General features: G+C 61.4%; 27 protein-coding genes. 5 read left to right on the forward strand and 22 right to left on the reverse strand.

Annotation, left to right across the window (positions count from 1 at the left end):
• Positions 1-89: 89 nt before the first annotated feature.
• The 4 genes from pilQ to pilM form a co-directional block, all read right to left on the reverse strand.
• On the reverse strand, positions 90-1,706 hold the full coding sequence (pilQ, locus tag P3T25_RS21380; RefSeq protein WP_171926394.1) for a type IV pilus secretin PilQ: 1,617 nt from the start codon (positions 1,704-1,706) through the stop codon (positions 90-92).
• A 176-nt stretch (positions 1,707-1,882) separates the two neighbouring features.
• Positions 1,883-2,806, reverse strand: coding sequence for a hypothetical protein (locus tag P3T25_RS21385; RefSeq protein WP_429358915.1), 924 nt, complete (start codon positions 2,804-2,806; stop codon positions 1,883-1,885).
• Positions 2,803-3,531, reverse strand: coding sequence for a fimbrial assembly protein (locus P3T25_RS21390; RefSeq protein WP_429358916.1), 729 nt, complete (start codon positions 3,529-3,531; stop codon positions 2,803-2,805). Before P3T25_RS21390 ends, P3T25_RS21385 begins: the two co-directional genes overlap by 4 nt.
• Positions 3,528-4,520, reverse strand: a complete 993-nt coding sequence (gene pilM / locus P3T25_RS21395; protein ID WP_171926355.1) for a type IV pilus biogenesis protein PilM — start codon at positions 4,518-4,520, stop codon at positions 3,528-3,530. The genes P3T25_RS21390 and pilM overlap by 4 nt, the downstream gene beginning before the upstream one ends.
• 253 nt (positions 4,521-4,773) lie before the next feature.
• Here pilM and P3T25_RS21400 point away from each other — a divergent pair, with 253 nt between their 5' ends.
• Complete coding sequence (locus P3T25_RS21400; protein WP_429358917.1) at positions 4,774-7,173, forward strand: penicillin-binding protein 1A; 2,400 nt, start codon at positions 4,774-4,776, stop codon at positions 7,171-7,173.
• Positions 7,174-7,252: 79 nt separating this feature from the next.
• Here P3T25_RS21400 and cyaY read toward each other — a convergent pair whose 3' ends face one another.
• Positions 7,253-7,570 carry an iron donor protein CyaY gene (gene cyaY, locus P3T25_RS21405; RefSeq protein WP_429358918.1) on the reverse strand — a complete coding sequence of 106 codons (318 nt, stop codon included), beginning with the start codon at positions 7,568-7,570 and terminating at the stop codon, positions 7,253-7,255.
• A 35-nt stretch (positions 7,571-7,605) separates the two neighbouring features.
• On the opposite strand from cyaY, the gene lptM reads away from it, so the two are divergent.
• Together lptM and lysA are read left to right on the forward strand one after the other, a co-directional pair.
• Positions 7,606-7,941, forward strand: a complete 336-nt coding sequence (gene lptM / locus P3T25_RS21410) for an LPS translocon maturation chaperone LptM (protein WP_154560930.1) — start codon at positions 7,606-7,608, stop codon at positions 7,939-7,941.
• A gap of 9 nt (positions 7,942-7,950) precedes the next feature.
• Positions 7,951-9,213, forward strand: coding sequence for a diaminopimelate decarboxylase (lysA, locus tag P3T25_RS21415; RefSeq protein ID WP_266239769.1), 1,263 nt, complete (start codon positions 7,951-7,953; stop codon positions 9,211-9,213).
• An 82-nt stretch (positions 9,214-9,295) separates the two neighbouring features.
• Here lysA and msrQ read toward each other — a convergent pair whose 3' ends face one another.
• The 5 genes from msrQ to P3T25_RS21440 form a co-directional block, all read right to left on the reverse strand.
• Positions 9,296-9,994, reverse strand: coding sequence for a protein-methionine-sulfoxide reductase heme-binding subunit MsrQ (msrQ, locus tag P3T25_RS21420; protein ID WP_429358919.1), 699 nt, complete (start codon positions 9,992-9,994; stop codon positions 9,296-9,298).
• A gap of 14 nt (positions 9,995-10,008) precedes the next feature.
• Entirely contained in the window at positions 10,009-11,004 is a 996-nt protein-coding gene (msrP, locus tag P3T25_RS21425) for a protein-methionine-sulfoxide reductase catalytic subunit MsrP (protein WP_429358920.1), read from the reverse strand.
• A gap of 199 nt (positions 11,005-11,203) precedes the next feature.
• Positions 11,204-12,415: a c-type cytochrome biogenesis protein CcsB gene (gene ccsB / locus P3T25_RS21430; protein ID WP_171926350.1), complete on the reverse strand. Its 1,212-nt coding sequence runs from the start codon at positions 12,413-12,415 to the stop codon at positions 11,204-11,206.
• Between the two features lie 4 nt (positions 12,416-12,419).
• Positions 12,420-14,642 carry a cytochrome c biogenesis protein ResB gene (locus P3T25_RS21435; protein ID WP_154567035.1) on the reverse strand — a complete coding sequence of 741 codons (2,223 nt, stop codon included), beginning with the start codon at positions 14,640-14,642 and terminating at the stop codon, positions 12,420-12,422.
• A gap of 114 nt (positions 14,643-14,756) precedes the next feature.
• Complete coding sequence (locus tag P3T25_RS21440) at positions 14,757-15,410, reverse strand: c-type cytochrome (protein WP_154567036.1); 654 nt, start codon at positions 15,408-15,410, stop codon at positions 14,757-14,759.
• Between the two features lie 216 nt (positions 15,411-15,626).
• Here P3T25_RS21440 and yihA point away from each other — a divergent pair, with 216 nt between their 5' ends.
• Both yihA and hemB read left to right on the forward strand, forming a co-directional pair.
• Positions 15,627-16,280 (forward strand): ribosome biogenesis GTP-binding protein YihA/YsxC, encoded by a 654-nt coding sequence (gene yihA / locus P3T25_RS21445; RefSeq protein WP_429358921.1) that lies wholly within the window; start codon positions 15,627-15,629, stop codon positions 16,278-16,280.
• Between the two features lie 251 nt (positions 16,281-16,531).
• A complete protein-coding gene (gene hemB, locus P3T25_RS21450; RefSeq protein ID WP_093643376.1) occupies positions 16,532-17,530 on the forward strand; it encodes a porphobilinogen synthase in 999 nt (332 codons plus the stop codon).
• A gap of 147 nt (positions 17,531-17,677) precedes the next feature.
• Here hemB and dsbD read toward each other — a convergent pair whose 3' ends face one another.
• The 12 genes from dsbD to rpmD form a co-directional block, all read right to left on the reverse strand.
• On the reverse strand, positions 17,678-19,582 hold the full coding sequence (gene dsbD, locus P3T25_RS21455) for a protein-disulfide reductase DsbD (protein WP_154567039.1): 1,905 nt from the start codon (positions 19,580-19,582) through the stop codon (positions 17,678-17,680).
• The gene (gene cutA / locus P3T25_RS21460; RefSeq protein WP_168435997.1) at positions 19,575-19,907 is read right to left on the reverse strand and encodes a divalent-cation tolerance protein CutA; all 333 of its coding nucleotides are present in this window, start codon (positions 19,905-19,907) and stop codon (positions 19,575-19,577) included. Before cutA ends, dsbD begins: the two co-directional genes overlap by 8 nt.
• Before the next feature lie 190 nt (positions 19,908-20,097).
• Entirely contained in the window at positions 20,098-20,490 is a 393-nt protein-coding gene (gene rplQ, locus P3T25_RS21465; protein WP_006052227.1) for a 50S ribosomal protein L17, read from the reverse strand.
• 182 nt (positions 20,491-20,672) lie between these two features.
• Positions 20,673-21,650 (reverse strand): DNA-directed RNA polymerase subunit alpha, encoded by a 978-nt coding sequence (locus P3T25_RS21470; protein WP_006052226.1) that lies wholly within the window; start codon positions 21,648-21,650, stop codon positions 20,673-20,675.
• 124 nt (positions 21,651-21,774) lie between these two features.
• Positions 21,775-22,398 carry a 30S ribosomal protein S4 gene (gene rpsD / locus P3T25_RS21475; RefSeq protein WP_007180123.1) on the reverse strand — a complete coding sequence of 208 codons (624 nt, stop codon included), beginning with the start codon at positions 22,396-22,398 and terminating at the stop codon, positions 21,775-21,777.
• A 156-nt stretch (positions 22,399-22,554) separates the two neighbouring features.
• On the reverse strand, positions 22,555-22,959 hold the full coding sequence (gene rpsK, locus P3T25_RS21480; protein ID WP_006052224.1) for a 30S ribosomal protein S11: 405 nt from the start codon (positions 22,957-22,959) through the stop codon (positions 22,555-22,557).
• A gap of 28 nt (positions 22,960-22,987) precedes the next feature.
• Positions 22,988-23,353 carry a 30S ribosomal protein S13 gene (rpsM, locus tag P3T25_RS21485; protein WP_006052223.1) on the reverse strand — a complete coding sequence of 122 codons (366 nt, stop codon included), beginning with the start codon at positions 23,351-23,353 and terminating at the stop codon, positions 22,988-22,990.
• A 41-nt stretch (positions 23,354-23,394) separates the two neighbouring features.
• Positions 23,395-23,511 (reverse strand): 50S ribosomal protein L36, encoded by a 117-nt coding sequence (rpmJ, locus tag P3T25_RS21490; RefSeq protein WP_004199844.1) that lies wholly within the window; start codon positions 23,509-23,511, stop codon positions 23,395-23,397.
• A gap of 20 nt (positions 23,512-23,531) precedes the next feature.
• Positions 23,532-23,750, reverse strand: coding sequence for a translation initiation factor IF-1 (gene infA, locus P3T25_RS21495; RefSeq protein WP_004521905.1), 219 nt, complete (start codon positions 23,748-23,750; stop codon positions 23,532-23,534).
• A gap of 8 nt (positions 23,751-23,758) precedes the next feature.
• Positions 23,759-25,105, reverse strand: a complete 1,347-nt coding sequence (secY, locus tag P3T25_RS21500) for a preprotein translocase subunit SecY (protein ID WP_063497536.1) — start codon at positions 25,103-25,105, stop codon at positions 23,759-23,761.
• 46 nt (positions 25,106-25,151) lie between these two features.
• Positions 25,152-25,586, reverse strand: coding sequence for a 50S ribosomal protein L15 (gene rplO / locus P3T25_RS21505; RefSeq protein WP_054036556.1), 435 nt, complete (start codon positions 25,584-25,586; stop codon positions 25,152-25,154).
• Between the two features lie 29 nt (positions 25,587-25,615).
• A complete protein-coding gene (rpmD, locus tag P3T25_RS21510) occupies positions 25,616-25,798 on the reverse strand; it encodes a 50S ribosomal protein L30 (protein ID WP_007180126.1) in 183 nt (60 codons plus the stop codon).
• Positions 25,799-25,804: the final 6 nt, after the last annotated feature.

Below are 25,804 nucleotides of genomic sequence, written 5' to 3' on the forward strand. Positions count from 1 at the left end.
TCCGGTATGGTTCGTGCCGCAGCTTACTGGCAAAGCGGCTGCCTTGTCGAGCCTGCCGGCCGCCGCGGGAGAGCGGCGGCAGCGTGCCCCTAATTTGTCTGAACGACGCGCGGCGTGATGAAAACTGCCAGTTCACTGCGCTGGTCCCGATGGGCCCGATGGCGGAAAAGCGCGCCTAAAACCGGTATTTTGCCCAGGACCGGCACCCGCGTCACATCGTCCCGGTTGTCGGTCGCGTAAATTCCGCCGATCGACACCGTACCACCATCTTCGACTTCGACGCGCGTTTGCACGTGTTTGGTGTTGATCGCGGGCCCGGCGTCGGTCTGCTCGCCGACGCTGTCCTTGGCGACGTCGAGGTCCAGCACCACTCTGCCGTCCGGCATGATTTGCGGCTCGACCTCCAGTTTGAGCGTGGCGCGGCGAAACTGCACGCCCGACACGCCCTGCCCCACTTTCGCCTGATAGGGCAGCTCGGTGCCCTGCTCGACGACCGCTTTCATCCGGTCCGCCGTCACGACCCGGGGGCTCGAGACGATTTCGCCGCGTCCTTCGGCCTCCAGCGCGCTCAGCTCGATGTTCAGGAGCCGCGTCGCCCCGGCTGCGAACAAGGTCAGCCCGGCGGTGGCGGCGTCGAAACCGGAAATCGGCCGCGCCGACAGATCGTACACGGTGCCGTCCGTGCCGCCCGTCAAGCCTCTGGCGGTGCCGTCGGCGTTGGTGGCCGCCATGGAGAGCCGCACACCGAGATTGCGCGAAAAACCATGCTCACCCTCGACGATACGCGCTTCGATCAATACCTGACGGGTTGGCCGGTCGACGGACGCAAGCAACGCCGTGATTTGCGCGAGGCGTCCTTCGAGATCGGTGACGAACAACAGGTTGGTGCGCGGATCGGCAGTCGCGGCACCGCGTTTGGACAGCACGCGCTGGTTTCCGGCACCGGTCAGCAAGCGCCGCACGTCTTCGGCCCGAGCGTAGTGCAGCTCGAACGTGCGGCTTGCGAGCGGCTCAAGGTCAGCGGCTCTCGCGTGCGCTTCGAAACGCTGCCGTTCGCGCGCAGCCAGATCCGCGATCGGCGCGACCCAGATCACGTTGCCGTGGCGCTCCATGGCGAGCCCGTTTACGTCGAGCAAGGTATCGAAAGCGGTGCGCCACGGCACCTTGTCGAGTCGCAGGGATACGGCGCCACGCACTCTCTCGCTCGCGACGATGTTCAGGCCGGTGAACTGGGCGAACGCGTTGAGCACCGCGCCGAGTTCCGCGCGCTGGAAGTTAAGCGAAATCGGTTTGTCGTCGGCGGCGAGTTTGGCGTCTGCCTGCGTTTTCGGTGCGTCGCTCAGGCGCGCAAGCGGAGGCAGTGGCACCGGCGGCCCTTCGAGCGCCGAGATTCCAGTGGCGTTGTTGTGCGCCGACGCCGCGGATTGCCTCCGTAGCGGCAGTGAACCGTCTGCGTCGCCGGCCAGGTCGTCGGCGCGTCCGATGTCAGCGGTTGCCGCCGCTCGGGATACGCCAGAGTCAGCGACGGAGTCGTCTACGGAATTGTCGCGGAACGGGTTGGGTACTTCAGCAGCGGTGCCGCGTGGTAACGGCGGCACGTCGTATCGAGCATCGGGCGGCGCAATGGCGTCGTCGAGCGGCATGTATGCGGGCAGCGGCGGCAACGGTGGGGTTGAAGCGTGCGCGATGCCGAGGCTTATCGCCATGCATGCGACCAGGCCGCGAAGCAGGTCGCAAAGCGAATTGTGAATCGAGCTGCGAGCCACGTTGCGAAACGGGCTCCCACACATCCTTCCAGGCAAGCCGCGACACACGCCAGAACCAAACCACACACGAACGCCGACACGCGAGGCAGCGAGACCGAACGGTTTCATCAGCCTCATCAGGACGTCTCCGCCAGTGCCAGCGTACGTGTCGCGCCGCCATTGACCAGCGTGATGCTGAGCGCGTCGAGCCGCGTGACGCGCTCGGTACCGAGCTGCTGCCCGGATACGACCGTGGTCGCGCCATCCGGCGTATCGAGCAAGGCGAGTCCGCGTGTGCGATCGTGCAGCAAGCCGACCAGGCGCAATTGCGAAGCATCAGGCGGCGGCTCGCCGGACGCGGGCATCTGCGGAAGCGAGAACGGGTCGAAGAACACGATGTTTTCTTCGTCGTCCGAATCTAGGCTTTCGTCGGCAAACGCGTCCGCGGTCGCAGTTGAAGGCAGCGGCCTCAGCGCGCTGAATACGTGCAGCGTTGCCCTCACCGCTAACGAATCGGCATCGCGCTTGACCGTCACGTCGACGGGCACGATCAGCACCGGCAGATCCGATAGGCCGCGCAGAAATGCCATCAGGTGGACGAAATCTGTGTGCGCGGTGAACTGTACAGGGCGCATGCTTTCGACACCTGAGCCGCTGGCGGCGCCCGGTTCCAACGAGAGCAACGAGACGCTATTCTGCGCCGCGAGTTCGGATACGATCCGCACGTCGTCCGCGGAGGTCCATGACGCAGGCAGTTGTGCGCCTGGCATGGCGGCAACGTCCCGACGCAGCGCGGGCAATTGCGTCGGCGCACGGTGCGCGTCCGTGAGATGCCGCGTGGCCGCCTCCAATGCCGTACGGCTCGCCTCGACCCCGCCGAGATCGGCCACAACCCAGCCATGCGTGCCAAGTCCGAACACCACCGCTGCGATCAGCAATGCGACCGCCCAACGGCGCCGGCGACTCCAGGCAGCGAGCGGCACACGTGCGCGCTTCATCCACTGGGAAAAAGCGGGCCGCGCGCTTGCCGCGCCGCCGAACCCGACAAAAGTCGTACTCATTTCGTATCTCCTGATTGTTCAGATTTCATCTGACGTTGCGCGGCCAAGCCCGACGTATAGGCCGTTTTCTTCGGCGGGTCGCCCCAGCGCAGATGCGCTCCGAATTCGATCGGGCCGGTCACGCTGGCCGCCGCCACCGAACTGCTGCGTGGCGCCGAGCGACGCAGATCGCTCACCTCGGCGCCCTTCACGCCGCGGATCGCACTCAAGCGTTTGAGCCACTCGGCCGATGCGATATGTCCGCGCGAGGTCGCGAGCAACTCCGTCTCATGCTCGCGCTGCCGCATCTGCTGCAACACCACGCCGTCACCGGGTTCAAAACTCAACGCATCCAGCAAATCGCGCAAATGCGTAAGCGGCTCGGACAGGTTCATCGCACGCGCCGCGCCTTTGCGCTGTTCGTCCTGCACCCGCAGCAATCTGGCGTGCTCGGCGAGCGGTTCGGCCAGTTGCGCAAGCGATTGTTCGATCGTCGCGCGCTGCGCATCCAGCCGCGCCCTTTCGAATGCCTGCCATCCGACTAACGCGAACACGGCCGCAAAGCCGGCGAGCGCGGCGGCAAACCATTCGAGCAAACGCCGCCGGCGCGCGAGACGAGCGTTGCGTTGCCTGTACGGCAGCAGATTGAAGCCGCCGAGCCACGGCCGTGCTAAGCGCGCGCCACGCGTAGAGGCCCGCGTGTCCGGGTCCGCCGGATCCAAATGAGGCTGCAGACCGCGCATCATTCGAGTACTCCGCGCAGCGCAAGTCCGAATGCGACCGCGGCGGCAGGCTCGTGCAACAGCGGATCGTGCAGTTGACGCGCACGCCCACCCAGCGCCGCACACTCGAACGGCAGCACAGTGCAGCCCAACACGTCGGCGATATCCGCAATCGAGAAACCCACGCTGTCGAGCAGATCGACCTCGCCGCTCAACAACGCACAATCGAGTACCGGGCCGTGGACGAGATCACGCAACGCGTCGGCGAGATCGGCGTGTTCGGGCGCCGGGTAGCGCATTTCGCCGACCAGGCAGTCGTCGACGATGCGCCAGCCATACACGCCGTCCGTGCCGATCCAGAGCGCGACATAGGGCTCGTGCGGATCGAGTTCGTGACTCGCCGCGTAGCGCATTGCACGCAAAGCCGCGTGCGGCTCGCCATCGATCGCGGTGAGCGAGATGCCGGCGGTCGCTGCGCATTCGATACGCGCTTCGAGATGCTGGCGCGCGGTTGCGGCGATCGTCACCGAACGGATCGGCGAACGCGTTTCGTCGACGAACCAGTCGACAGCCAACGCATGCCGCTCGAGGCCTGCGATGCGCTCGACTTCGTTCATCACCGCCGGCTCGAGTTCGGCGAGTTCATGCCCGCCGTCTCCCACGCAACCGGCGAGCGCGGCTAGCCGTGTGAGCGGCACGGTAGTGGTCAACGTGGCCGAGGCAGGCAGCGCCATCGCGCAGCGCAATGCATGCGTCGCACACACGCGCGGCAGCCCCGCGAATGCGTCGCGCAACGCACGCGCCACCGCATGCCGGTCGGCGATCTCTGTGCCGGCCATTGCGCCTGCGCCGAGCGGCACAGTGCTCGCATGTTCGATATGCAGCGCGGCACGTGCGCGCGAATGCTGACTCACCACGACCAGCCGCACGGACTGCGAACCCACATCGATTCCCGCAGCAAAACGCTGCGCACCGAGTTGCACACCTTGAAGCCACGAACTTTTGAACGTCATCACGCCCTCCCTCAGACTCACGCGACGAACCATTCGAACGCGAGTAGCGAGGGAGGATTGTGCTTAGCCGCGTCGCCGCGCGACACTCAGCCGAATGGCTAACGTTGCGCGACGCGCGCGCTCTCTGCCATCAAAGCGTCTACAGTGAAGTCATTCCCGCGCGGTGTGCAGACTTGTCAAGAACTGTCAGTAAGCATGCCGAAAGCTGAAAAGCGAGGCGGCTATAATCGCGGGACTGTTTTTTGGTGCCCATATGCAATCCACGTCTCCTACGTCTCCGCCGCCCGCGCCGCAGAAGCGCAAACGCCCCTTGTGGCTCAAGCTCATCATCGGCTTTGTGGGTCTGATCGTTGCAGGCATCCTGTGCGTGCTGCTGGTGCTCGGTTATGCGCTGGTGGTAGCAACGCCGAACCTGCCGTCGCTCGATGCGCTGACCGACTACCGGCCGAAGGTGCCATTGCGCATCTATACGGCTGACCACGTGCTGATCGGCGAATTCGGTGAAGAGCGGCGCGACATCGTCCATATCCAGGACGTGCCCGATAGCCTGAAGAAAGCCGTGCTGGCAATCGAAGACGCGCGCTTCTACGATCACGGCGGCGTCGACCTCACAGGCATCGCGCGAGCCGGCTTCGTCGCACTGACCAACGGCCACGCCACGCAAGGCGCCAGCACGATCACCATGCAGGTGGCGCGCAACTTCTTCCTGTCGAGTGAAAAGACCTACACGCGCAAGATCTACGAGATGCTGCTCGCGTACAAAATCGAGTCGAAGCTGTCGAAAGATCAGATTCTCGAGGTGTACATGAATCAGATCTATCTCGGTCAGCGCGCGTATGGCTTCGCGAGCGCGGCGCGGGTGTACTTCGGGAAAGATCTGAAGGACCTGACCCTGGCGGAATCCGCCATGCTGGCGGGTTTGCCGAAGGCGCCGTCCGCGTATAACCCGGTGGTCAATCCGAAGCGCGCGAAGATCCGCCAGGAGTACATCCTGCAGCGCATGTACGAACTGCACTACATCACTCAGGAACAATACGACGAGGCAAGCAGGCAGCCGCTGATCGTCAAGGGCGCGGGCAAGGAATTCAGCGTGCACGCGGAGTACGTCGCGGAAATGGTGCGGCAGATGATGTACGCGCAGTATCGCGAAGAGGCGTACACGCGCGGCCTGAACGTCGTGACCACCATCGACTCGGCCGATCAGGACGTCGCTTACCGGGCGCTACGCAAAGGTCTGATGGACTACGAACGGCGCCACGGCTATCGCGGGCCCGAAGCCTTCATCGATTTGCCGTCCGATGCGGACGACCGCGAACAGGCCATCGACGACGCGTTGCTCGAACATCCCGACAACGGTGAAATCATCGCCGCGGTGGTTACGGCGGCGAACCCGAAGCAGGTGCAGGCCACCTTCATCGACGGCAACGTCGCGACCATTCAGGGCGACGGCCTGCGCTTCGCGCAGTTCGCGCTCGGTACGCGCGCGCAGCCGAATCAACGCGTGCGGCCCGGCGCGATCATTCGCGTCGTGAAGGATGACGACGGCAACTGGTCGATCACGCAGTTGCCGCAAGTGGAAGGCGCGTTCGTTTCAGTGATCCCGCAAGACGGAGCGATTCGCGCGCTGGTCGGCGGTTTCGACTTCAACAAGAACAAGTTCAACCACGTGACCCAGGCATGGCGCCAGCCGGGTTCGAGCTTCAAACCGTTCATCTATTCGGCCTCGCTCGAAAAGGGACTCGGACCGGCCACCGTGATCAACGATGCACCGCTCTTTTTCAGCGCTGCGGAGACGGGCGGCCAGGCGTGGGAGCCGAAGAACTACGGCGGCGGTTTCGATGGTCCGATGACCATGCGCACCGCGCTGCAGAAGTCGAAGAACCTCGTGTCGATTCGCATTCTGAACCACATCGGCACCAAGTACGCGCAGCAATACATCACGCGTTTCGGCTTCGACGCGGATCGCCACCCGGCTTATCTGCCGATGGCGCTCGGCGCGGGACTCGTTACCCCCTTGCAGATGGCTGGCGCATTCTCGGTGTTTGCTAACGGCGGCTATCGCATCAACCCGTATCTGATCGCGGAAGTCACCGATCAGCGCGGCATCGTCGTGGCGCACGCGCAACCGCTGGTCGCCGAGCAGAGTGCGCCGCACGCAATCGAACCACGCAACGCGTATGTGATGAACAGCCTGCTGCAAAGCGTCGCGCAACGTGGCACGGGCGCGAAGAGCAACGTGCTGAAGCGTACCGATCTCGGCGGCAAGACCGGCACGACCAACGATTCGCGCGATGCGTGGTTCGCCGGCTATCAGCACACGCTTACGGCCATCGCGTGGATAGGCTACGACAACCCGCGCAGTCTCGGCGATAAGGAAACGGGGGGCGGCCTCGCGTTGCCGGTGTGGATCGAATACATGGCGCGCGCCCTCAAAGGCGTGCCGGACTACAAGATGCCGATGCCCGACGACGTGACCGAGCTCGGTTCAGAACTGTATTTCGACGATTTCACGCCAGGCCACGGTTTCGTCTCGACGGTCGGTATCAGCCAGGCAGCGCTGGATGCCGAGGCGAGCGGCGCGTCCGCGGCCGCGCCCGAGCAAGTCGGCGAACAGGAAAAGCAGGACATCATGAATCTGTTCCGCGGGCACTAAAGACGCGCTCAGAAGAGGCGGCAACGTCCGCCAGAAAAAAACCGCCGCGCTCGATGCGCGGCGGTTTTTATCAAGCGCTTTACGCTTGGAAGTGAACCGGCTCGCCGGCCTGCTGCGTCGCGTACTCCGACAGCGCAGCAAAAAACTCCGTGCCGCTGCGCGTGTCGCGCCATTCACCGTCGATGAAACGGAAGTGGAAACCACCCGCTTTCGCGGCGATCCAGATCTCGCTCATCGGCGGCTGCAGGTTGACGATGATCTTCGTGCGGTTCTCGAATTCGAGGGTCAGGACATTGCCGCTGCGCTCGAGTTCGATGTCGGCTTCCGTGTCGTCGAGCGCGCGTTCGATGGCGGCTAGCGCGGCTTCCGCGCGGGTCAGGTAATCACTATCGGACATGCTAAACTCCATCGATTATTTATTCAGGGACAGTCATGCGAGTCGTATCTCGGATGCGCGCGGCGGCGCCCGGCCGCGCGATTGTAGCGGGTTTAGCCATTCTCGCAGGTTGTGCACTTGCCGGCTGCGGGCAACGCGGTTCGCTCTATTTGCCCACCGTGCCGCCGCTACCGGCCAAGCCGATCGATCGCACGCAACCGCCGTCGCCGGATGAAGTGAAATCGGGTGTGGGAACCCCCTCCCCGATGGGTGACGTACCGGATACTTCTGGCGCACCGCTCTCGTTGTCGCCGGAAAGCGAACTCGCCGCACCTCCCGCATCTGCTGCGACGCCAGCGCAGCCTGCTTCCGCCGTCACTCCCGCTCAATAAGACTTTCGCATGACTCGATCCGCATTTGACTACGTCGACGGCGTGTTGCACGCCGAGGGCGTGTCCGCCGCCTCACTCGCCGAACAGTTCGGCACGCCGCTGTACGTCTATTCGCGCGCTGCACTCACCGAAGCGTGGAATGCCTACGCAGGCGCTTGCGCCGGCCGCCGTGCGACCGTGCACGTCGCCGTCAAGGCCAATAGCAATCTCGCGGTGCTGAACGTATTCGCGCGCCTTGGCGCGGGCTTCGACATCGTGTCGGGCGGTGAGCTGGCGCGCGTGCTGGCCGCTGGCGGCAAAGCGGAAAACACCGTGTTTTCCGGCGTCGGCAAGCATGCGGACGAGATGCGTCAGGCGCTCGCGGCCGGCGTCAAGTGCTTCAACGTCGAATCGATTCCCGAGCTCGACCGCCTGAATGCGGTGGCGGCGGAAATGGGCAAAAAGGCCCCCGTCTCGCTGCGCGTGAATCCTGACGTCGACGCGAAAACGCATCCATATATTTCCACCGGCCTGAAGTCGAACAAATTCGGTGTCGCGTTCGAAGATGCACGCGCTACGTATCGCGCCGCCGCGGCAATGACGCATCTCGACGTGGTCGGCATCGACTGCCATATCGGCTCGCAGATCACTGAAGTCGCACCGTATCTGGACGCAGTCGACAAGGTTCTCGAACTGGTCGAACAGATCGAGCAGGACGGCGTGAAGATTCGCCACATCGACGTAGGTGGTGGTCTCGGCATCACGTACGACGACGAAACGCCGCCGGAAATCGGCGACTTCGTGCGCACCGTGCTGGATCGCATCGAAGCGCGCGGTCATGGGCATCGTGAAGTGTATTTCGAGCCGGGCCGTTCGCTGGTCGGCAATGCGGGTGTACTGCTCACACGCGTCGAGTTTCTGAAGCCTGGCGCGGAAAAGAACTTCGCCATCGTCGACGCGGCGATGACCGATCTCGCGCGGCCGGCGATGTACGAGGCGTATCACGCGATCGAGGCTGTCGTTAAGCGCGACGTGCCCGCCCACGTGTACGACGTGGTCGGCCCGGTTTGCGAAAGCGGCGATTGGCTGGGTCGTGAGCGTCTGCTGGCGGTCGAGCCGGGCGATCTGCTGGCGATTCGCTCGGCTGGCGCCTATGGCTTTGTGATGAGCTCGAACTACAACACCCGTCCGCGTGCGGCCGAGGTGATGGTTGATGGTACACAAGCGTATGTGGTCCGCGCACGTGAAGAGGTAAAGCAGCTGTTTGCGGGCGAGACAATCTTGCCGGCGTAAACGTCAAAGCCTGGAGCCCCTCAATAAAAAAGTCGAAGCCACTGCGGCATCGCCTTTTTTATTTGCGCGCCGCACCCGATGCTCAGCGTGTCTTTACCCTCCGCTCGCGCAGCCATACGAGCAAACGCCACCCCAGCAACGCGACCATGATCGCACCGTAGATCTTCGGCAAGATCAGGTCGTGCTTACCCGCCTTCATCCACCAGAAGTGCAGGATCGCGAGCCCGCCGATCGCATAGATCGCGCGATGCAGTGTCTGCCAGCGCCGCCCAAGTTTGCGCACAATCGCGCGCGGCGACGTAACGGCCAATGCGATCAGCAGCACGAACGCCGCGAAACCCACAGTGATGAACGGCCGCTTGCCGATGTCCTTGAGAATCGCGGCGACGTCGAACCACTTGTCGAACCACAGGTACGTGGTGAAGTGCAGCGTCGCATAGAAGAATGCATACAAACCTAGCATCCGGCGGAACCTGGCCAATGCAGTAATGCCGGTCAGTCGCCGCAACGGCGTCACCGCCAGCGTGATGCAAAGAAAGACGAGCGTCCACAGGCCCGTCGAGCGTGTGATGAACTCGATCGGATTCGCGCCCAGTCGATCGGTCATGCCGAACAACACGATGCGCGCGAGCGGATACAACGCCGCAATGAACACTACGATTTTCGCGGGCACGACCCAGCGCGCACCGGTGGCAGCCCGCTTTGTCGTCGCCGACGCCGGCGCTTTGGCACGCAGCGTTGTGCGTGAGGTCTCGGTAACGGGTTGAGTATCGGAAGCCATAATCGCGCCGTCGCTTAGAAGTTCTTCTTCAGATCCATGCCCTGATACAGCGACGCGACCTGATCGCCGTAGCCGTTGAACATCAACGTCTTGCGCTTGGGTGTGAAGAATCCATCTTCGCCAATGCGCCGCTCGGTGGCCTGACTCCAGCGCGGGTGATCGACGTTCGGATTCACGTTCGAATAGAAACCGTATTCGTTCGAAGCGTACGTGTTCCAGCTTGTCGGCGGCTGCTTGTCGAGGAAGCGGATCTTCACCAGCGATTTCGCACTCTTGAAGCCGTACTTCCACGGCACCACCACACGGATCGGCGCACCGTTCTGATTCGGCAACACCTGGCCGTAGAGGCCCATCGTCAGGAACGTCAGCGGGTTCATTGCTTCGTCCATTCGCAGACCTTCGGTGTACGGCCAGTCGAGTACCGGCGTCGACAGCCCGGGCATTTGCGACGGATCGGCGAGCGTGATGAATTGCACGTACTTCGCGTTGCCGGTCGGCTGCACTCGCTTGATCAACTCCGAGAGCGGCACGCCGATCCACGGTATCACCATCGACCAGCCTTCGACACAACGTAACCGGTACACGCGTTCTTCGAGCGGCGCGAGCTTCAGCAATTCGTCGATGTCGTACACCTTCGGATTCTTGATTTCGCCCTCGACGCTCACCTTCCACGGGTGCGGACGCAACGTACCGGCGTTGTGCGTGGGGTCCGCCTTGTCGGTGCCGAACTCGTAGTAGTTGTTGTACGTGGTGATGTCCTTGTACGGCGTGATCTTGTCGGGTGCGACGAACTTCGCGTTGGTCTTCGCGGCGAGCTTTTGCGCCTTCGGATCCGGCGACGAATAGGCTGCCAGCGCTTCGCCGTTCACGCCGATCAGACTGCCGAGCGCCAGCGCACCCGCTGCCTGCAACACGCGCCGCCGGTTCTCGAATAAACGCTGGGGCGTGATTTCGCTGCGTGCGATGTCATCGCCGACGAGTTGAGTTCTATCGCTTCGCTTGATCCACATCGTGCTGCTCCTTGCCGGCCCATCGGGTTGTCTATCTTACGGGGCCATATTGATGAATCGGCTCGTTTAGCCACTCGCCCAGCCATCCTTGGGTGCTGATCTAACAAACACACTGGATGCTGCAAATATTCCGCCGGACGTAAAAAAACCGCCGGTGCGAAGCACTCGGCGGTTTTTAGTCGGCTCAGAACGGCCGATCTTACAGCTTGCCGTAGCTATGCAGCCCCGACAGGAACATGTTGACGCCGAGGAACGCGAAGGTCGTCACCAGCAGGCCAGTCAGTGCCCACCATGCCGCCACCGCGCCGCGCAGGCCCTTCATGAGGCGCATATGCAGCCAGGCCGCGTAGTTCAGCCACACGATCAGCGCCCACGTTTCCTTCGGGTCCCAGCTCCAGTAGCCGCCCCACGCTTCCGCGGCCCACAACGCGCCGAGGATCGTCGCGATCGTGAAGAACGCGAAGCCGACGGCGATCGACTTGTACATCAGGTCGTCGAGCACATCGAGCGGCGGCAGACGGTCTGCCAGCACGCCGCGCTCTTTCGCGAGATACGCGACCGCGACCATTGCCGACAGCGCGAAACTGCCATAGCCGATGAAGTTGGCCGGCACGTGGATCTTCATCCACCAGCTCTGCAGCGCCGGCACGAGTGGCTGGATCTGCTGGGCGTCACGCGCGACCGAGTACCACATCAGGAAACCGACCGCCGCGCTGATCACCAGCAGCACGAATGCGCCGAGCGCACGCGTGTTGTAGTGCTGCTCGTAGTACAGATAGAACAGCGCGGTGATCAGGCTGAACAGCACGAACACTTCGTACAGGTTCGAGATTGGAATATGGCCGACGTCCGCGCCGATCAGGTACGACTCGTACCAGCGCACCATCAGACCGACAAAGCCCATCACCACCGCGGCCCACGTCATTTTCGAACCGATCGCGGCACCGGTCGGCGAGCGCGACAGCAGGCCGATCCAGTAGAAGACGGTGGCGAAGACGAAGAGCGCGCTCATCCACAGAATCGCGGACTGGCTCGACAGGAAATACTTAAGGAAGAACGCGCTATCCGCGCGCGACAGATCGCCCTGATAGATCTGGATTGCCAGCAACGACAGCGCGGCAATGCCCACCATCAGCGGACGCACCGGCTTCCAGCGCCAGCCGAGTACGACGAACACCGGCACGGCCAGGCACAGCACCAGTTTGTCGTAGTAGTTCATGAACGGGTGATAGCGCGATAGCGCAAACCCCGCGCCCGCGACCATCACGACGGCGAACAGCCAGTCGACGATGCCGAGCCGTTTCAGAAACGGCCGCTCGTCATACTCAGCAACGTTGAGTGCCTCGTTCGCGAACGACTTCTGCGGCCGCGAGGGTGAAGAGGAGGATGAAGAAACCTGAGTCAAGTCCATGATCTTACCGGGTCGAATCTTGTGAGCGTGCGGACGGCGCGCCGGCATGGCCGGGTTTGTCGGAGGCGCCGGCGGCGTCGGATGCTTCAGTGAGTTTGGCGCCCAACGCGGCGCCCACAGCGTCGCGCGTTTGAACGAACTCCTTTTCGAAATCGAGCGTTTTGCGCGCGCTCGACATCGCCATCACGACATTCGTGCCGTGATCGGTATCTTTGAGCCAGAACCAGAGGCGCCGTTCGCGGACGTAGAACATCGAAAAGATGCCCAACACGAGGAGCAGGCTGCCAAGATACACGACTTTTTTGCCCGGCGCGCGCGTCAACTGAAATACCGAAGCTTGCACCTGCTTGAATGAGTCAAGCTGCAAATAGACCGGCGAACCATACAGAAAGCTGTCGGATATCGCATTGATCGAACTCTGAACGAAGCGGCTGGCGTCCGCATTGGCCTGCGCGTCCGGCTCGCCCAGCTGCTCACGCGACAGTTGCCACAGGTCCCACGTCGCGCCTTCCAGCATGCGCAGCAGCAGGCCCGCGGCTTTTTCCTGCTCGCCCTTCGGCACCGAATGGTCGATGAACCCGGCGACCGCCTGGAAGCCGCCGACCGTCTGGCCGTTCGGCATCTTGATACCGTTGTCCGCACCCGCAAACAGGGTCAGGACACGCAACGCGCTTTCTTCCAGGTGCTGTTGCAGTTCGGTATTCGAACCCGGCACCGAGCGCAGCGCGAAACGGTGAGCGGCCGTCGCGCGCATGGCCGGATTTTCAAGCGTGGCGCGCAGGTTCATCCATTCCTTGACGGTCCCACCGGTGTCGGCGGGAATCCGCAGGTAGCGGAAGGGATCGTCCGGATTCAGACGCATGCCGGCGAGGAACATCTTTTCGCCCGCGACGTCCACCGGCAGCATGTAGTTGTTGTACTCGCGCGCCTGGCCGTCCTTGTCGCGCACCTTGTACTGCACCGACGGACCGACGTTATGCAGATCGAGCGGCTTCGAGCTCTTGGCACCGGAGCCGAGGCGCTCGTCAAACGCTTCTTTCAGCGACCGATGCGCGGCGACGCCACGTGCATCGTTCTGGCCGCTGCCATTGGAGACGTTTTCAACGTTGATCGCGCGGAAATCGGTGAATTCGACGGTCTGGCCGTCAGCCAGCGGCGTGGCCGTGCCCAACGGTGCGTTGCCGCCGATCGTACCGCCGAACGGCGCGGTCTTCGCGCTCGCGCCGGACATCGGATACGCGGTCATCTGCATCTGCGAGCCGCCGTCCTGGAAGCTCGACTGATAGATCGACACGCCGTCGTAGGTGAACGGCTTGTTCACTTCGACGCGTGCCGGCACGCGTGCGCCCGTCTTATGGTCGACCACGACGATGTCGCTCGCAAACAGCTTCGGCATGCCCGTTGAGTAGTAGTCGACGATGAACTTGTTCAGCTCGATCGAGAACGGCAGGTCCTGGATCAGCGAGCCGTCCGGCTGGTTAAGGATCGCCGTCGACACATGCTGCCCTTCCGGCACCCACGCATAGCCGCGAAAAGTCGGGTTCGATTGCGACAGACGATGTTCCGGCGGAATGTCGTTGATCACCGTGTTGGCGCGGATCGGCGACTTGTCGAACAGCCACATTTGCAGCTTGATCGGCAGATTGCTGTCGAGCAGGCCGCCCAGACAGATCACCACAATCGCAATGTGCGCCGAGATGTAGCCGAACTTGGTCAGCGCGCCGCGCTTCGCTGCGATCAGCGTTGCACCGTCCGACTCACGTGTGACGAACTTGTAGCCGAGCTTGGCCGAGAGTTTGGCGAGTACCGCCGCGGTCTGCGCGCGCTTGCCGTGCACCGCGAACTCGCCCTTATGATGGAACGCGCGCAAGCTGCCTTCGCGGACCTTGTCTTTCCAGCTTTTGGCGTCCGCGACCATTTTCGGCGCATTGCGGATCACGCACAGCGACACCGACACCATCAGGAAGCCGAGAATCAGCATGAACCACCACGAGCTGTACACCGTGTACAGGCTCAGCGAGCGGAAGATGTCCGCCCAGAACGGGCCGAACTGATTGACGTAGTTGGGATACGGATCGTCCTGCGTGAGGACGGTGCCGATAATACTGGCGATCGACAGGATCACGAGCAACGAGATCGCGAAGCGCATCGAACTCAATACCTCGATGATGCTGCGCGTGAAGCGATTGCCCGACTTCGACTGCAAACCCGACGTGGTGAAGCTCATTCATACTCCGACTGAACAGCAAAAAAGGGTGAAGGGCTGTCGTAGACACGACGCCCTCACCCTTTTCTTGTTTTGTACCGGCCTCGCCGGGCCGGTTGCTTGCGTGCGGACTTCTTAGTGCAAGCCCGCGATGTAATCGGCTACAGCCTTGATCTCGCTGTCCGACAGACGCGATCCAACGGCGTGCATCGCCTCATTGTTGTTACGTGCGCCCGAGCCCTGCGTGAACGCGGTCAACTGCGCCACCGTGTATTCGGCCCACTGCCCCGACAGACGCGGATACTGCGACGGAATCCCCTGACCGGTCGGTCCGTGGCAACTCGCGCACGCCGGTACTCCCTTGTCCGCAATCCCACCGCGATAAATCTTCTGACCGAGCGGGACGGTGTCCTTGCTATGCGCGTAACCTGGTTTCGGGGTCTGCGTCGAGAAATAAGCCGCCACGTTGACCACGTCCTGATCGGACAGCGCCGCGGCCATGCCCGCCATGATCGCATTGTTGCGCGCGGGCTGCTTGGCGCCCGGCTGCGTTTTGAAATCCATCAGTTGCTTGACGAGATACTCGGGATGCTGACCTGCCAGCTTCGGATACGCACCACCAGCACTGTTGCCGTCTGCACCGTGACATGACGCGCAAACCTGCACTGCGATTGCCTGCCCCCGATTGACGTCCGGCTTTGCCGGATCTGCTGCTCGTGCCTGAATTGCCAAACCTGAAAGACCTGCCGCTACTTGAAGCACCATCAGAGTCTTGCACAGTCGATTCATTCGCACACCCTGTCTCGTCTTGTGGGATTTTAGAGGTTTTGCAAGATACGACAGCGACTGAGTGACCGCAAAGAGCCGCCAAGGCACGCGGGCTGGCCCCCTCAGGTTTTCAGTAAACCATCGTATTGTACAATAACTCGCTAATCGCTAAGACGCCAGTCGGGCTTGACCCGTCCCCACTCCGGGTTCCCCGGCGTCTCGAATACCGGCCTGATCATGTCCTTCCTGCTCCACCAATCCCGCTTTTTCACGACCGTCAATCACTTACGTGATCTGCCGGCCACCGCGCAACCTGAGATCTGCTTTGCGGGACGCTCGAATGCAGGCAAGTCCACGGCCATCAATATTCTCTGCAATCAGAAGCGCCTCGCGTTCGCCAGTAAGACGCCTGGCCGCACGCAGCACATCAATTATTTCTCGGTGGGCAAGGAGGACGAGCCAACCGCGCATCTGGTCGACCTGCCGGGCTACGGCTACGCGGAAGTGCCGGGCGCGGCCAAGGCCCACTGGGAAGCGCTGCTCTCCACCTACCTGCAGTCGCGCTCGCAACTGCGCGGCATGATCCTGATGATGGACTCGCGCCGTCCGTTGACGGATCTGGACCAGCGGATGATCGAATGGTTCGCGCCGACCGGCAAGCCGATCCACACGCTGCTGACGAAATGCGACAAATTGACGCGCCAGGAAAGCGTCAACGCCTTGCGCGCGACACAGAAAGGTTTGGCCGAATATCGCGCCGCCGGCTACCAGGGCGAATTGACCGCACAGTTGTTCTCGGCGCTCAAGCGCGTTGGCATCGACGAAGCGCACGAACTGATCGAAAGCTGGCTGATCCCCGAGGCTAAGGGCGAAGCAGACGCGCCGCAGTAATCTCGCGGCGGGTACGAGCCCAGGCAAAAAACGCCATTCCGGCCGCCCATAAAAAAACCCGCCGCTTTAACGGCGGGTCAAACAGCCTAATCGAAAAAACGACAGGCACCCGCTCAGGGAGGAGAAGCGGGGAGGTCAGCGCAGGGCGCCTTGCTCGATCGGTATGATATACCATTGTCTCGAAAAGTTTCCGGGAGCGGAGGCAGGCGCTACTTGTCCACTCCACACATCCACGTTTCTTCGATTCGGTTATGAGCTTCTTTCCGCACTACCGTCCGCGCCGCATGCGCCGTGACGACTTCTCGCGCCGTCTGATGCGAGAAAACATCCTTACCACCAACGATCTGATCTATCCCGTGTTTATCGTCGAAGGCACCAACGTGCGGCAAGCCGTACCGTCGATGCCGGGCGTCGAGCGAGTGTCGGTGGATCTGCTGATGGGCGTGGCCGAGCAATGTGTCGAGCTGGGCGTGCCGGTACTGGCGCTCTTTCCGGCCATCGATCCTTCCTTGAAGACGCCTGATGGCCGCGAAGCGACCAACCCGGCTGGCCTGATTCCGCGCGCGGTTCGCGAACTGAAAAAGAACTTTCCCGACCTCGGCGTGCTAACCGACGTCGCGCTCGATCCGTACACGAGCCACGGCCAGGATGGCGTGCTGGACGAAGCGGGCTACGTGATCAACGACGAGACCGTCGAGATCCTCGTGGAACAGGCGCGTGTGCAAGCTGAAGCGGGCGTCGATATCGTTGCGCCCTCGGACATGATGGACGGCCGCATTGGCGCGATCCGCGAAATGCTCGAGAGCGAGGGACATATCCACACGCGCATCATGGCTTACGCGGCCAAGTTCGCGTCGGCGTTTTACGGCCCGTTCCGCGATGCCGTCGGTTCCGCGACGAACCTCGGCAAGGGCAACAAGATGACCTACCAGATGGATCCGGCCAATTCGGATGAAGCGCTGCGCGAAGTGCAAGCGGACATCGAAGAAGGCGCGGATATGGTGATGGTCAAACCCGGCATGCCGTATCTGGACATCGTGCGTCGTGTGAAGGACGAGTTCAAGTTCCCGACCTACGTGTATCAGGTCAGCGGCGAATACGCGATGCTGAAGGCGGCCGCGCAAAATGGCTGGCTCGATCACGACAAGGCGATGATGGAATCGCTGCTGGCGTTCAAGCGCGCAGGCGCGGATGGCGTGCTGACCTACTTCGCGCTGGATGCCGCGCGGATTTTGCGCTCACAGAAGTGATTTAACGTGTCGCTTTGCCGGCGGCGCTAGTCTTTGAAAGCGCCCCAAATAAACGGAGGCCGACTTTTTAAGTCGTGCCTCCGTTTTTTTATGCGTGTTCTGGCGTGCGTCTTCTACGGGCGTGTCGGCGCGGGTTTCTTTGCCCGCTCAGGCGGGCGAGCTGCTTTGCGTTACGCCCCGGGGCGCGTTCGCGCGATCGAGGGTGCGCAAAAACTTGTCTGCGGACTCGTAGCCGACGACGCGCAGCACTTCCTTGCCGCCCTGGTCGAAAAAGATGATGCCGGGCGGGCCGAACAGGCTGAAGCGCTTGAGCAGCATCTGATCGTCGGCGTTATTCGCGGTGACGTCGGCGCGCAGCAGGTTCATCTGCTTCAACTTCGCCTGAACGCGCGGATCGCTGAACGTGAACTTCTCCATCTCTTTGCAGCTCACGCACCAGTCTGCGTAAAAATCGAGCATAGCGGGCTGCGCAGCCGTTTTGACGGCCTCGTCGAGCTCGGTCGAGGAACGCACCGAAGCGAACGTCAGATCGCTCTGTGGCGCTGTATTCGGCATGTTAGAGGTGTTTGCCACGCTTGCTTCCCCGCCCCCACGTGCGGCCAGGACCGCTAGCGGACGCAGCGGATCGGACGAACCCGCAGCAAGGCCGACCAGCAGCACCGCCGCCCAGATTGCCAGCGCTGCGCCAATACCACGGCCGAGCCGGCGCCACACCGAAGCGCCCGCCGTCGAGGCCGAGAAAAGACCAAGCCCGGCTGCAGCGATCAGCAACCACAGCGCGCTCAACAGCATGGTCGCGGTCGCACCAAGCACCGGCCAGACGATCCACAGGGCCGCCGCAAGCAACACTACACCGAAAAACACCTTGACGCCGTCCATCCAAGCGCCGGCGCGCGGCAGCAAGGTACCAGCGCCAAGGCCGATAATCAGGAGCGGTACACCGAGACCGAGTCCCATCGAGAACAGCGCCGCGCCGCCGAGCAACGCGTCGCCCGTATGCGCGATGAATGCCAGCACGGCAAAAAGCGGCGCGGTCATGCAGGCCCCGACCACCAGCGCGGACAGGGCACCCATTACCGCCACAGCGGCAAACTTGCCGCCGGAACGTCCGGTCGACGCGCGCGACACGCCGTCCTGCCAGCGCTGCGGCAAAGCGATGTCGAAGCCCGCGATCAGCGTCAAGGCGAAAACGGTCAGCAGTACGCCGAACGTACCAAGTACCCACGGGTTCTGCAGCCACGCGCCGAGGCTCTGCCCAACGAGCGCGGCCGCAATGCCAAGCGCCGTGTACACGAGCGCCATGCCGATCACATAGGCCAGCGACAACGCAAAGCCGCGGGCACGCGTCACCCGCGCGCCTTCGCCAATGATGATCGCCGACAGGATCGGGATCATCGGATACGAGCACGGCAGCAGGCTGAGCACGGCGCCGGCCACGAAATAGAGCCCGATGATCGCGAAGAAGCCACCGCCTTGCAGCAGCGATTGCGCATAGTCGGCGCTGGTGGCGCGCTCATACCACGGCGCGCCGGCTGCTGCGGATTGCTGCGTAGAGCCGCCGCCGGTAGCCGCCGCACTGCCGGCCGGCTGCAAAGCCTCGCCGCTCACGTGGTACACGCGCTCCATCGGCGGATAGCAGATGCCTGCATCGGCACAGCCTTGAGACGTGACGGCCAGGTCGAACGGCCCCTGGGCCTGTTTCACCGGGATGCGGATCGTCAGCTCACTGCGATACGTCTCGACGTTCTTGTTGAAGGTCTGATCGAACTTGACATGACCAGCCGGCAATTGGGGCTCGCCAATCGTCGTCGTGCCGTTGCGGGTCGCGAACGCGAAGCGCTCACGGTACATGTAGTAACCGTCCGCGATCTTGTACGTGACGTCGACTTCGCCCGGTTTCTCGGTCGCGCTGAATTTGAAGGCGACGGCGGGATCGAGGAAGTCGTCCGCAGCGCGGGCAAGCGTGCCGAACTGCGCGAATATCAGGCAGCCGAACAGGAAGAAGACTACGCGCAACGCGTGACGCGCACGTCGATTTAGACCGTTAAACATGGAGAGGACGTTGGGTTTCAGCAGCAATCCACTGGCCGTACGCGACCGATGCCGTAGCTTGCCACGAGAGGATTTCCGGCGTGTCGTAGGGATGGTGGGCCTGAATGTACTGCTCGAGCTCGAGCGCGCGTGCCGCGCTGGTCTTGAACAGCAATTGGATCTCCTGCGTCGTTTCGACGGCGCCCTGCCAGTGATAGCTGGACTGCACAGTGCCCAACTGCGTGACGCAGGCGCATAGCCGCGCGGCCAACGCATCCGCGGCGAGCTTCTGAGCAACGGCAGCATCCGGTACCGTGGTCAGAATCAAGGTCACATTCAAGCTCACGCTCACGAAGGCTCCAGACAGACACGATTCAAGTGCCAATATCGTATCACCTAGCCTCGCGGTGCCGCAGACGCCTACGCAGCAAGCATGCGGCATTTGGCCGCCGCGATCGACATGCCGCAGTGAAATTCGCCGCTATAAACAAAAAAGCCAGGCTTGGCGCCTGGCTTTTTCTTCGATGCTAAAAAGCTTACTCAGCTTCTTGCACTTCAACTTCTTCGACTTCCGGACGGTCCAGCAATTCGACCAGTGCCATCGGTGCGTTGTCGCCGACGCGGAAGCCGAACTTCAGGACGCGCAGGTAGCCGCCCGGACGGGTAGCGTAACGCGGGCCGAGGACTTCGAACAGCTTCGTGACCGAGTCACGATCGCGCAGGCGGTTGAACGCCAGACGACGATTTGCCAGCGACGGCTTCTTGCCGAGCGTGATCAGCGGCTCGACGACTTTACGGAGTTCTTTCGCCTTCGGCAGCGTCGTCTTGATGACTTCGTGCTCGATCAACGAGTTGGACATGTTACGGAGCATTGCCAGACGGTGGCTGCTCGTGCGGTTCAGTTTCCGCAAACCATGACGGTGACGCATGTTAATTCCTTTGATTCAAAGTTTTGGTCCAGCTCTTCTATCGCGCTCGGTCTACCCTCGGTTTCCCAACGGTGATGAGTGCACGGGCCGGTAGTGAAAAAAGCCAAGACGCGGATTTTAAAGGAAAATCCGCGTCTTTGCCAGTGCAGCAGCGGGGTCTTATCCCGAGATTACTTCTCGACTTACTTGTCCAAACCTGCCGGCGGCCAGTTTTCGAGTTTCATGCCGAGCGTCAAACCACGCGACGCCAGTACTTCCTTGATTTCGTTCAACGACTTGCGCCCCAGATTCGGGGTCTTGAGCAACTCGTTTTCCGTACGCTGGATCAGGTCGCCGATGTAGTAAATGTTCTCGGCCTTCAGGCAGTTCGCGGAACGAACCGTCAGTTCGAGATCATCAACCGGACGCAGCAGGATCGGATCGATCTGCGGCGCACGCGACGGCGCTTCCGCCGTTGCTTCAGTGCCTTCCAGTGCAGCGAACACCGACAGTTGATCAACCAGAATACGCGCCGATTGACGGATCGCTTCTTCCGGCGAGATCACACCGTTGGTCTCGATGTTCATCACGAGCTTGTCGAGGTCGGTACGCTGTTCGACGCGCGCGCTTTCAACGGCGTAGCTCACGCGGCGAACCGGCGAGAACGACGCGTCCAGCACGATACGGCCGATGATCTTGGCCGACTCTTCGCCGTAACGACGCACATTGCCCGGCACATAACCACGGCCCTTTTCGACCTTGATCTGCACGTCGAGCTTGCCGCCCTTCGACAAATGCGCAATCACGTGATCCGGGTTGATCACTTCGCAATCGTGCGCGAGTTCGATGTCGCCAGCGGTGACAACGCCTTCGCCTTCCTTGCGCAGCGTAACCGTCACTTCGTCACGGTTATGCAGCTTGAACACTACGCCCTTCAGGTTCAACAACAGGTTGACCACATCCTCTTGCACACCGTCGAGCGTCGAATACTCATGTACGACGCCTGCGATCGTCACTTCGGTCGGCGCGTAGCCGATCATTGACGACAGCAGCACGCGCCGAAGCGCGTTACCCAAGGTGTGGCCGTAACCGCGTTCAAACGGTTCCATGACCACTTTCGCGTGGCTCTCACCAAGCGATTCAACAGCGATGATCTTGGGCTTCAACAAACTGGTTTGCATAGGTTTTCCTTTTCAATACCCTCGGCTCGTTACACCGATAAGGCTGACCGGTAACAACCTGAAAATAAACAGCCGAGACGCCCCCTTGCGCAACGCAATCGGGGTGCCCCGGCCGTTAATCCGATTACCGCGAATACAATTCGACGATCAGGCTTTCGTTGATATCGCCAGCGATGTCGCTGCGTTCCGGCTTCTGCTTGAACGTACCTTCGAATTTCTTCGAATCGACAGCGACCCAGCTCGGCAGACCGCCTTGCTCAGCCAGCGACAGCGCTTCGAGAATACGCGCCTGCTTCTTCTTTTGTTCGCGCACTGCGACGACGTCGCCTGCCTTCACTTGCATCGACGGGATGTTCGACACCACGCCGTTCACCGTGATCGCCTTGTGGCTCACGAGCTGACGTGCTTCAGCGCGCGTCGAGCCGAAGCCCATGCGATACACGACGTTGTCGAGACGCGATTCGAGCAATTGCAGCAGGTTTTCACCTGTGTTGCCCTTCAGGCGGTCGGCTTCAGCGAAGTAACGGCGGAATTGACGCTCGAGGACACCGTAGATGCGCTTCACTTTTTGCTTTTCGCGCAGCTGCGTGCCGTAGTCGGACGTACGTGCACCCGACGTGCGGCCGTGCTGGCCAGGCTTGCTGTCAAGCTTGCACTTGTCAGCGAGCGAACGACGGGCGCTCTTCAGGAAGAGGTCAGTGCCTTCACGGCGGGACAGCTTGGCCTTAGGGCCGATATAACGTGCCACGTTGATTCCTTCTATGATTGATCACACGAATGCATGCACTCGCGCTAGTCCGAACCCTTTGGGTCGAACGGTGGGCTTAGTCAATTCAATAGCGCAAGCAGCCTGTGGTCGCCGGCTTGAACCCCGGCGGCGACAGGCGCTAGCGAAAACAGCGTCTTAGATACGACGACGCTTCGGCGGACGGCAGCCGTTGTGCGGGACCGGCGTCACGTCGGAGATCGCGGTGATCTTGATGCCAAGACCATGCAACGCGCGCACCGCCGATTCGCGGCCAGGGCCGGGGCCCTTGATACGCACTTCGAGGTTCTTCACGCCGTATTCCATCGCCACGCGGCCAGCCGATTCGGCTGCCACCTGGGCTGCAAACGGGGTCGATTTACGCGAACCCTTGAAGCCCTGACCACCCGACGTTGCCCAGGCAAGTGCATTGCCTTGACGATCGGTGATCGTGATGATGGTGTTGTTGAACGACGCGTGAACGTGAACCACGCCCTCGGCGACGTTCTTCTTGACCTTCTTGCGAACGCGTTGCGCCGCGGAGTTGTTCGAAGCCTTAGCCATTACGTTTTCCTGTAACTGTCAGTTCCGCTTACTTCTTCAGCGATTGCGCTGCACGACGCGGACCCTTGCGCGTACGGGCATTCGTACGCGTGCGTTGGCCACGCAGGGGCAGGCCCTTGCGATGACGCACGCCACGGTAGCAGCCGAGATCCATCAGGCGCTTGATGTTCATCGTCGTTTCACGGCGCAGATCGCCTTCAACGATGAACTTGCCGACTTCTTCACGCAGCTTTTCGAGGTCTGCGTCGTTCAGGTCCTTGACCTTCTTCGAAAATGCCACACCAGCAGCGACGCAGATGTCGCGCGAGCGCGTGCGGCCGATACCGTAAATTGCCGTCAGGCCGATTTCGGTATGCTGGTGATTCGGGATGTTAACCCCTGCGATACGAGCCATTGTTTTTCCTCAAACAAAAAGCGCAGCAAAAAGCGCGGCGTTCAGCCTTGACGCTGTTTGTGGCGCGGATCAGAGCTGCAAATCACGCGCACAACGCCTTTGCGCTTGATGATCTTGCAATTGCGGCAAATGCGCTTAACCGATGCCATCACTTTCATGATATTACCCTTTTTTCAAATCACTTCGCCCGGAACACGATCCGCGCACGCGACAGATCGTAAGGCGTCAATTCAACCGTTACCTTGTCGCCCGGCAAGATTCGGATGTAGTGCATCCGCATCTTGCCGGATATGTGTCCCAATACGACATGGCCGTTTTCCAGCTTCACCCTAAAGGTAGCGTTAGGCAGGTTTTCGATGACTTCACCCTGCATCTGGATAACATCGTCTTTGGCCATAAGTCCTTTCAACGCATCGGGACGCCGCCGCCTTTGAAATTAGCTTTCTTCAGCAGCGATTCATACTGTTGCGACATAACGTACGACTGCACCTGCGCCATGAAATCCATTGTGACGACGACAATGATCAGCAGCGACGTTCCACCAAAATAAAACGGCACGTTCCAGCGCAGTACCAAAAATTCAGGCAGCAGACAAACAAACACGATGTAGATCGCACCAGCCAGCGTCAGACGCGTCAGGATGCGGTCGATGTATCGCGCCGTTTGATCGCCCGGGCGGATGCCTGGGACGAAAGCGCCACTCTTTTTCAGGTTGTCGGCCGTTTCTCTGCTGTTGAACACCAGTGCGGTGTAGAAGAAGCAGAAGAAGACGATCGCCAACGCGTACAGCAACACGTACACGGGTTGACCGGGCTTAAGGGCTTCGGCCACGTTGTGCAACGTGTCTGCGAACCAGCTGGTACGCGACCCCGAACTAAACCAGTTCAGGATGGTTGCCGGGAAGAGAATGATCGACGATGCAAAGATCGGCGGAATCACGCCCGACATATTCAACTTCAGCGGCAGATGTGAAGACTGTCCGCCGTAAATCTTGTTACCGACTTGCCGCTTGGCGTAATTCACAAGAATCTTGCGCTGGCCGCGTTCGATGAACACCACCAGATACGTCACACCGGCAATCAGCGCGACCACGATAATCGCCGAGATGATGCTCATCGAGCCAGTTCGCACCAGTTCGAAAAGACCACCGATTGCGTTCGGGAAACCCGCCGCAATACCGCCGAAAATGATGATCGAGATACCGTTACCAAGCCCGCGTTCCGTGATCTGCTCACCCAGCCACATCAGGAACATCGTGCCGGTCACCAGCGTCACGACCGTCGTCAGCCGAAATACCATCCCCGGATCGATCACCAGGCCCGGCTGATTTTCCAGTGCGACGGCGATGCCGAACGCCTGGAACGTCGCCAGCAGGACCGTAAAGATACGCGTGTACTGCGTAATCTTCCGTTGCCCCGCCTGCCCTTCCTTTTTCAGCGCTTCGAGTTGCGGCGAGACAATCGCCAGCAACTGCATGATGATCGACGCCGAAATGTACGGCATGATCCCCAGCGCAAAAATCGTGAACCGCGAAAGTGCACCACCCGAGAACATGTTGAACATGCCAAGGATGCCGCCCGACTGGCTTTGGAACAACTTTGCCAGCTGGTCCGGGTCAATACCCGGCACCGGAATGTGCGCGCCGATACGGTAGACGATCAACGCCAGCAGCAGGAACACTGCACGCCGACGCAGATCGCCAAACTTCGCCGCGCTGCGACCGGGTTTTGCGAGACTCGGACTGTTAGCCAAGTACCTTCTCCGATGCAAATGCTAGTGACGGCAAATAACTTGCGCGTTACTCGGCAAAAGAGCCGCCGGCTGCTTCAATAGCAGCGCGCGCACCCTTCGTCGCACCCAGACCCTTCACAACGATCTTGCGCTTAAGCTCGCCCGTCGCGATGATCTTGGCGCTCTTGATCAGCTCGCCGAGCAGGCCGGCTTGCTTCAGAGCCAACAGATCGATTTCGTCGACCGGCAGCTTTTCCAGATCAGAGAGACGCACTTCACCGACGAATTCCTTCGTCAGCGAGGTGAAGCCACGCTTCGGCAGGCGACGTTGCAGCGGCATTTGACCGCCTTCGAAGCCAACCTTGTGAAAGCCGCCCGAACGCGACTTCTGACCCTTGTGACCGCGGCCAGCCGTCTTGCCCAGACCGGAGCCGATGCCACGGCCGACGCGACGCTTAGCGTGCTTCGAACCTTCAGCCGGCTTCAGGTTATTCAATTCCATTATCAACTCCTTGAGTCCTGGTCAGCCGCTTAGCTGATGACCTTAACGAGGTACGAAACCTTGTTGATCATGCCGCGCACAGCCGGCGTGTCCTGCAACTCGCTAACCGAGTTGAGTCGGCGCAGGCCCAAGCCACGCACCGTTGCACGGTGCGTTTCACGGGTGCCGATCAGGCTCTTGACGAGCTGGACCTTGACAGTTTTATCAGACATGGTGTC

The organism is Paraburkholderia sp. GAS32, from assembly GCF_050434225.1.
Classification (GTDB): Bacteria; Pseudomonadota; Gammaproteobacteria; order Burkholderiales; family Burkholderiaceae; genus Paraburkholderia; species Paraburkholderia madseniana.

Coding starts and splice junctions, on each gene's coding strand:
- pilQ (WP_171926394.1), bottom strand. CDS start 1,706: ATGGCGATAAGCCTCGGCATCGCGCACGCTTCAACCCCACCGTTGCCG.
- P3T25_RS21385 (WP_429358915.1), bottom strand. CDS start 2,806: ATGAGTACGACTTTTGTCGGGTTCGGCGGCGCGGCAAGCGCGCGGCCC.
- P3T25_RS21390 (WP_429358916.1), bottom strand. CDS start 3,531: ATGATGCGCGGTCTGCAGCCTCATTTGGATCCGGCGGACCCGGACACG.
- pilM (WP_171926355.1), bottom strand. CDS start 4,520: ATGACGTTCAAAAGTTCGTGGCTTCAAGGTGTGCAACTCGGTGCGCAG.
- P3T25_RS21400 (WP_429358917.1), top strand. CDS start 4,774: ATGCAATCCACGTCTCCTACGTCTCCGCCGCCCGCGCCGCAGAAGCGC.
- cyaY (WP_429358918.1), bottom strand. CDS start 7,570: ATGTCCGATAGTGATTACCTGACCCGCGCGGAAGCCGCGCTAGCCGCC.
- lptM (WP_154560930.1), top strand. CDS start 7,606: ATGCGAGTCGTATCTCGGATGCGCGCGGCGGCGCCCGGCCGCGCGATT.
- lysA (WP_266239769.1), top strand. CDS start 7,951: ATGACTCGATCCGCATTTGACTACGTCGACGGCGTGTTGCACGCCGAG.
- msrQ (WP_429358919.1), bottom strand. CDS start 9,994: ATGGCTTCCGATACTCAACCCGTTACCGAGACCTCACGCACAACGCTG.
- msrP (WP_429358920.1), bottom strand. CDS start 11,004: ATGTGGATCAAGCGAAGCGATAGAACTCAACTCGTCGGCGATGACATC.
- ccsB (WP_171926350.1), bottom strand. CDS start 12,415: ATGGACTTGACTCAGGTTTCTTCATCCTCCTCTTCACCCTCGCGGCCG.
- P3T25_RS21435 (WP_154567035.1), bottom strand. CDS start 14,642: ATGAGCTTCACCACGTCGGGTTTGCAGTCGAAGTCGGGCAATCGCTTC.
- P3T25_RS21440 (WP_154567036.1), bottom strand. CDS start 15,410: ATGAATCGACTGTGCAAGACTCTGATGGTGCTTCAAGTAGCGGCAGGT.
- yihA (WP_429358921.1), top strand. CDS start 15,627: ATGTCCTTCCTGCTCCACCAATCCCGCTTTTTCACGACCGTCAATCAC.
- hemB (WP_093643376.1), top strand. CDS start 16,532: ATGAGCTTCTTTCCGCACTACCGTCCGCGCCGCATGCGCCGTGACGAC.
- dsbD (WP_154567039.1), bottom strand. CDS start 19,582: ATGTTTAACGGTCTAAATCGACGTGCGCGTCACGCGTTGCGCGTAGTC.
- rplQ (WP_006052227.1), bottom strand. CDS start 20,490: ATGCGTCACCGTCATGGTTTGCGGAAACTGAACCGCACGAGCAGCCAC.
- P3T25_RS21470 (WP_006052226.1), bottom strand. CDS start 21,650: ATGCAAACCAGTTTGTTGAAGCCCAAGATCATCGCTGTTGAATCGCTT.
- rpsK (WP_006052224.1), bottom strand. CDS start 22,959: ATGGCTAAGGCTTCGAACAACTCCGCGGCGCAACGCGTTCGCAAGAAG.
- rpsM (WP_006052223.1), bottom strand. CDS start 23,353: ATGGCTCGTATCGCAGGGGTTAACATCCCGAATCACCAGCATACCGAA.
- rpmJ (WP_004199844.1), bottom strand. CDS start 23,511: ATGAAAGTGATGGCATCGGTTAAGCGCATTTGCCGCAATTGCAAGATC.
- infA (WP_004521905.1), bottom strand. CDS start 23,750: ATGGCCAAAGACGATGTTATCCAGATGCAGGGTGAAGTCATCGAAAAC.
- rplO (WP_054036556.1), bottom strand. CDS start 25,586: ATGGAATTGAATAACCTGAAGCCGGCTGAAGGTTCGAAGCACGCTAAG.
- rpmD (WP_007180126.1), bottom strand. CDS start 25,798: ATGTCTGATAAAACTGTCAAGGTCCAGCTCGTCAAGAGCCTGATCGGC.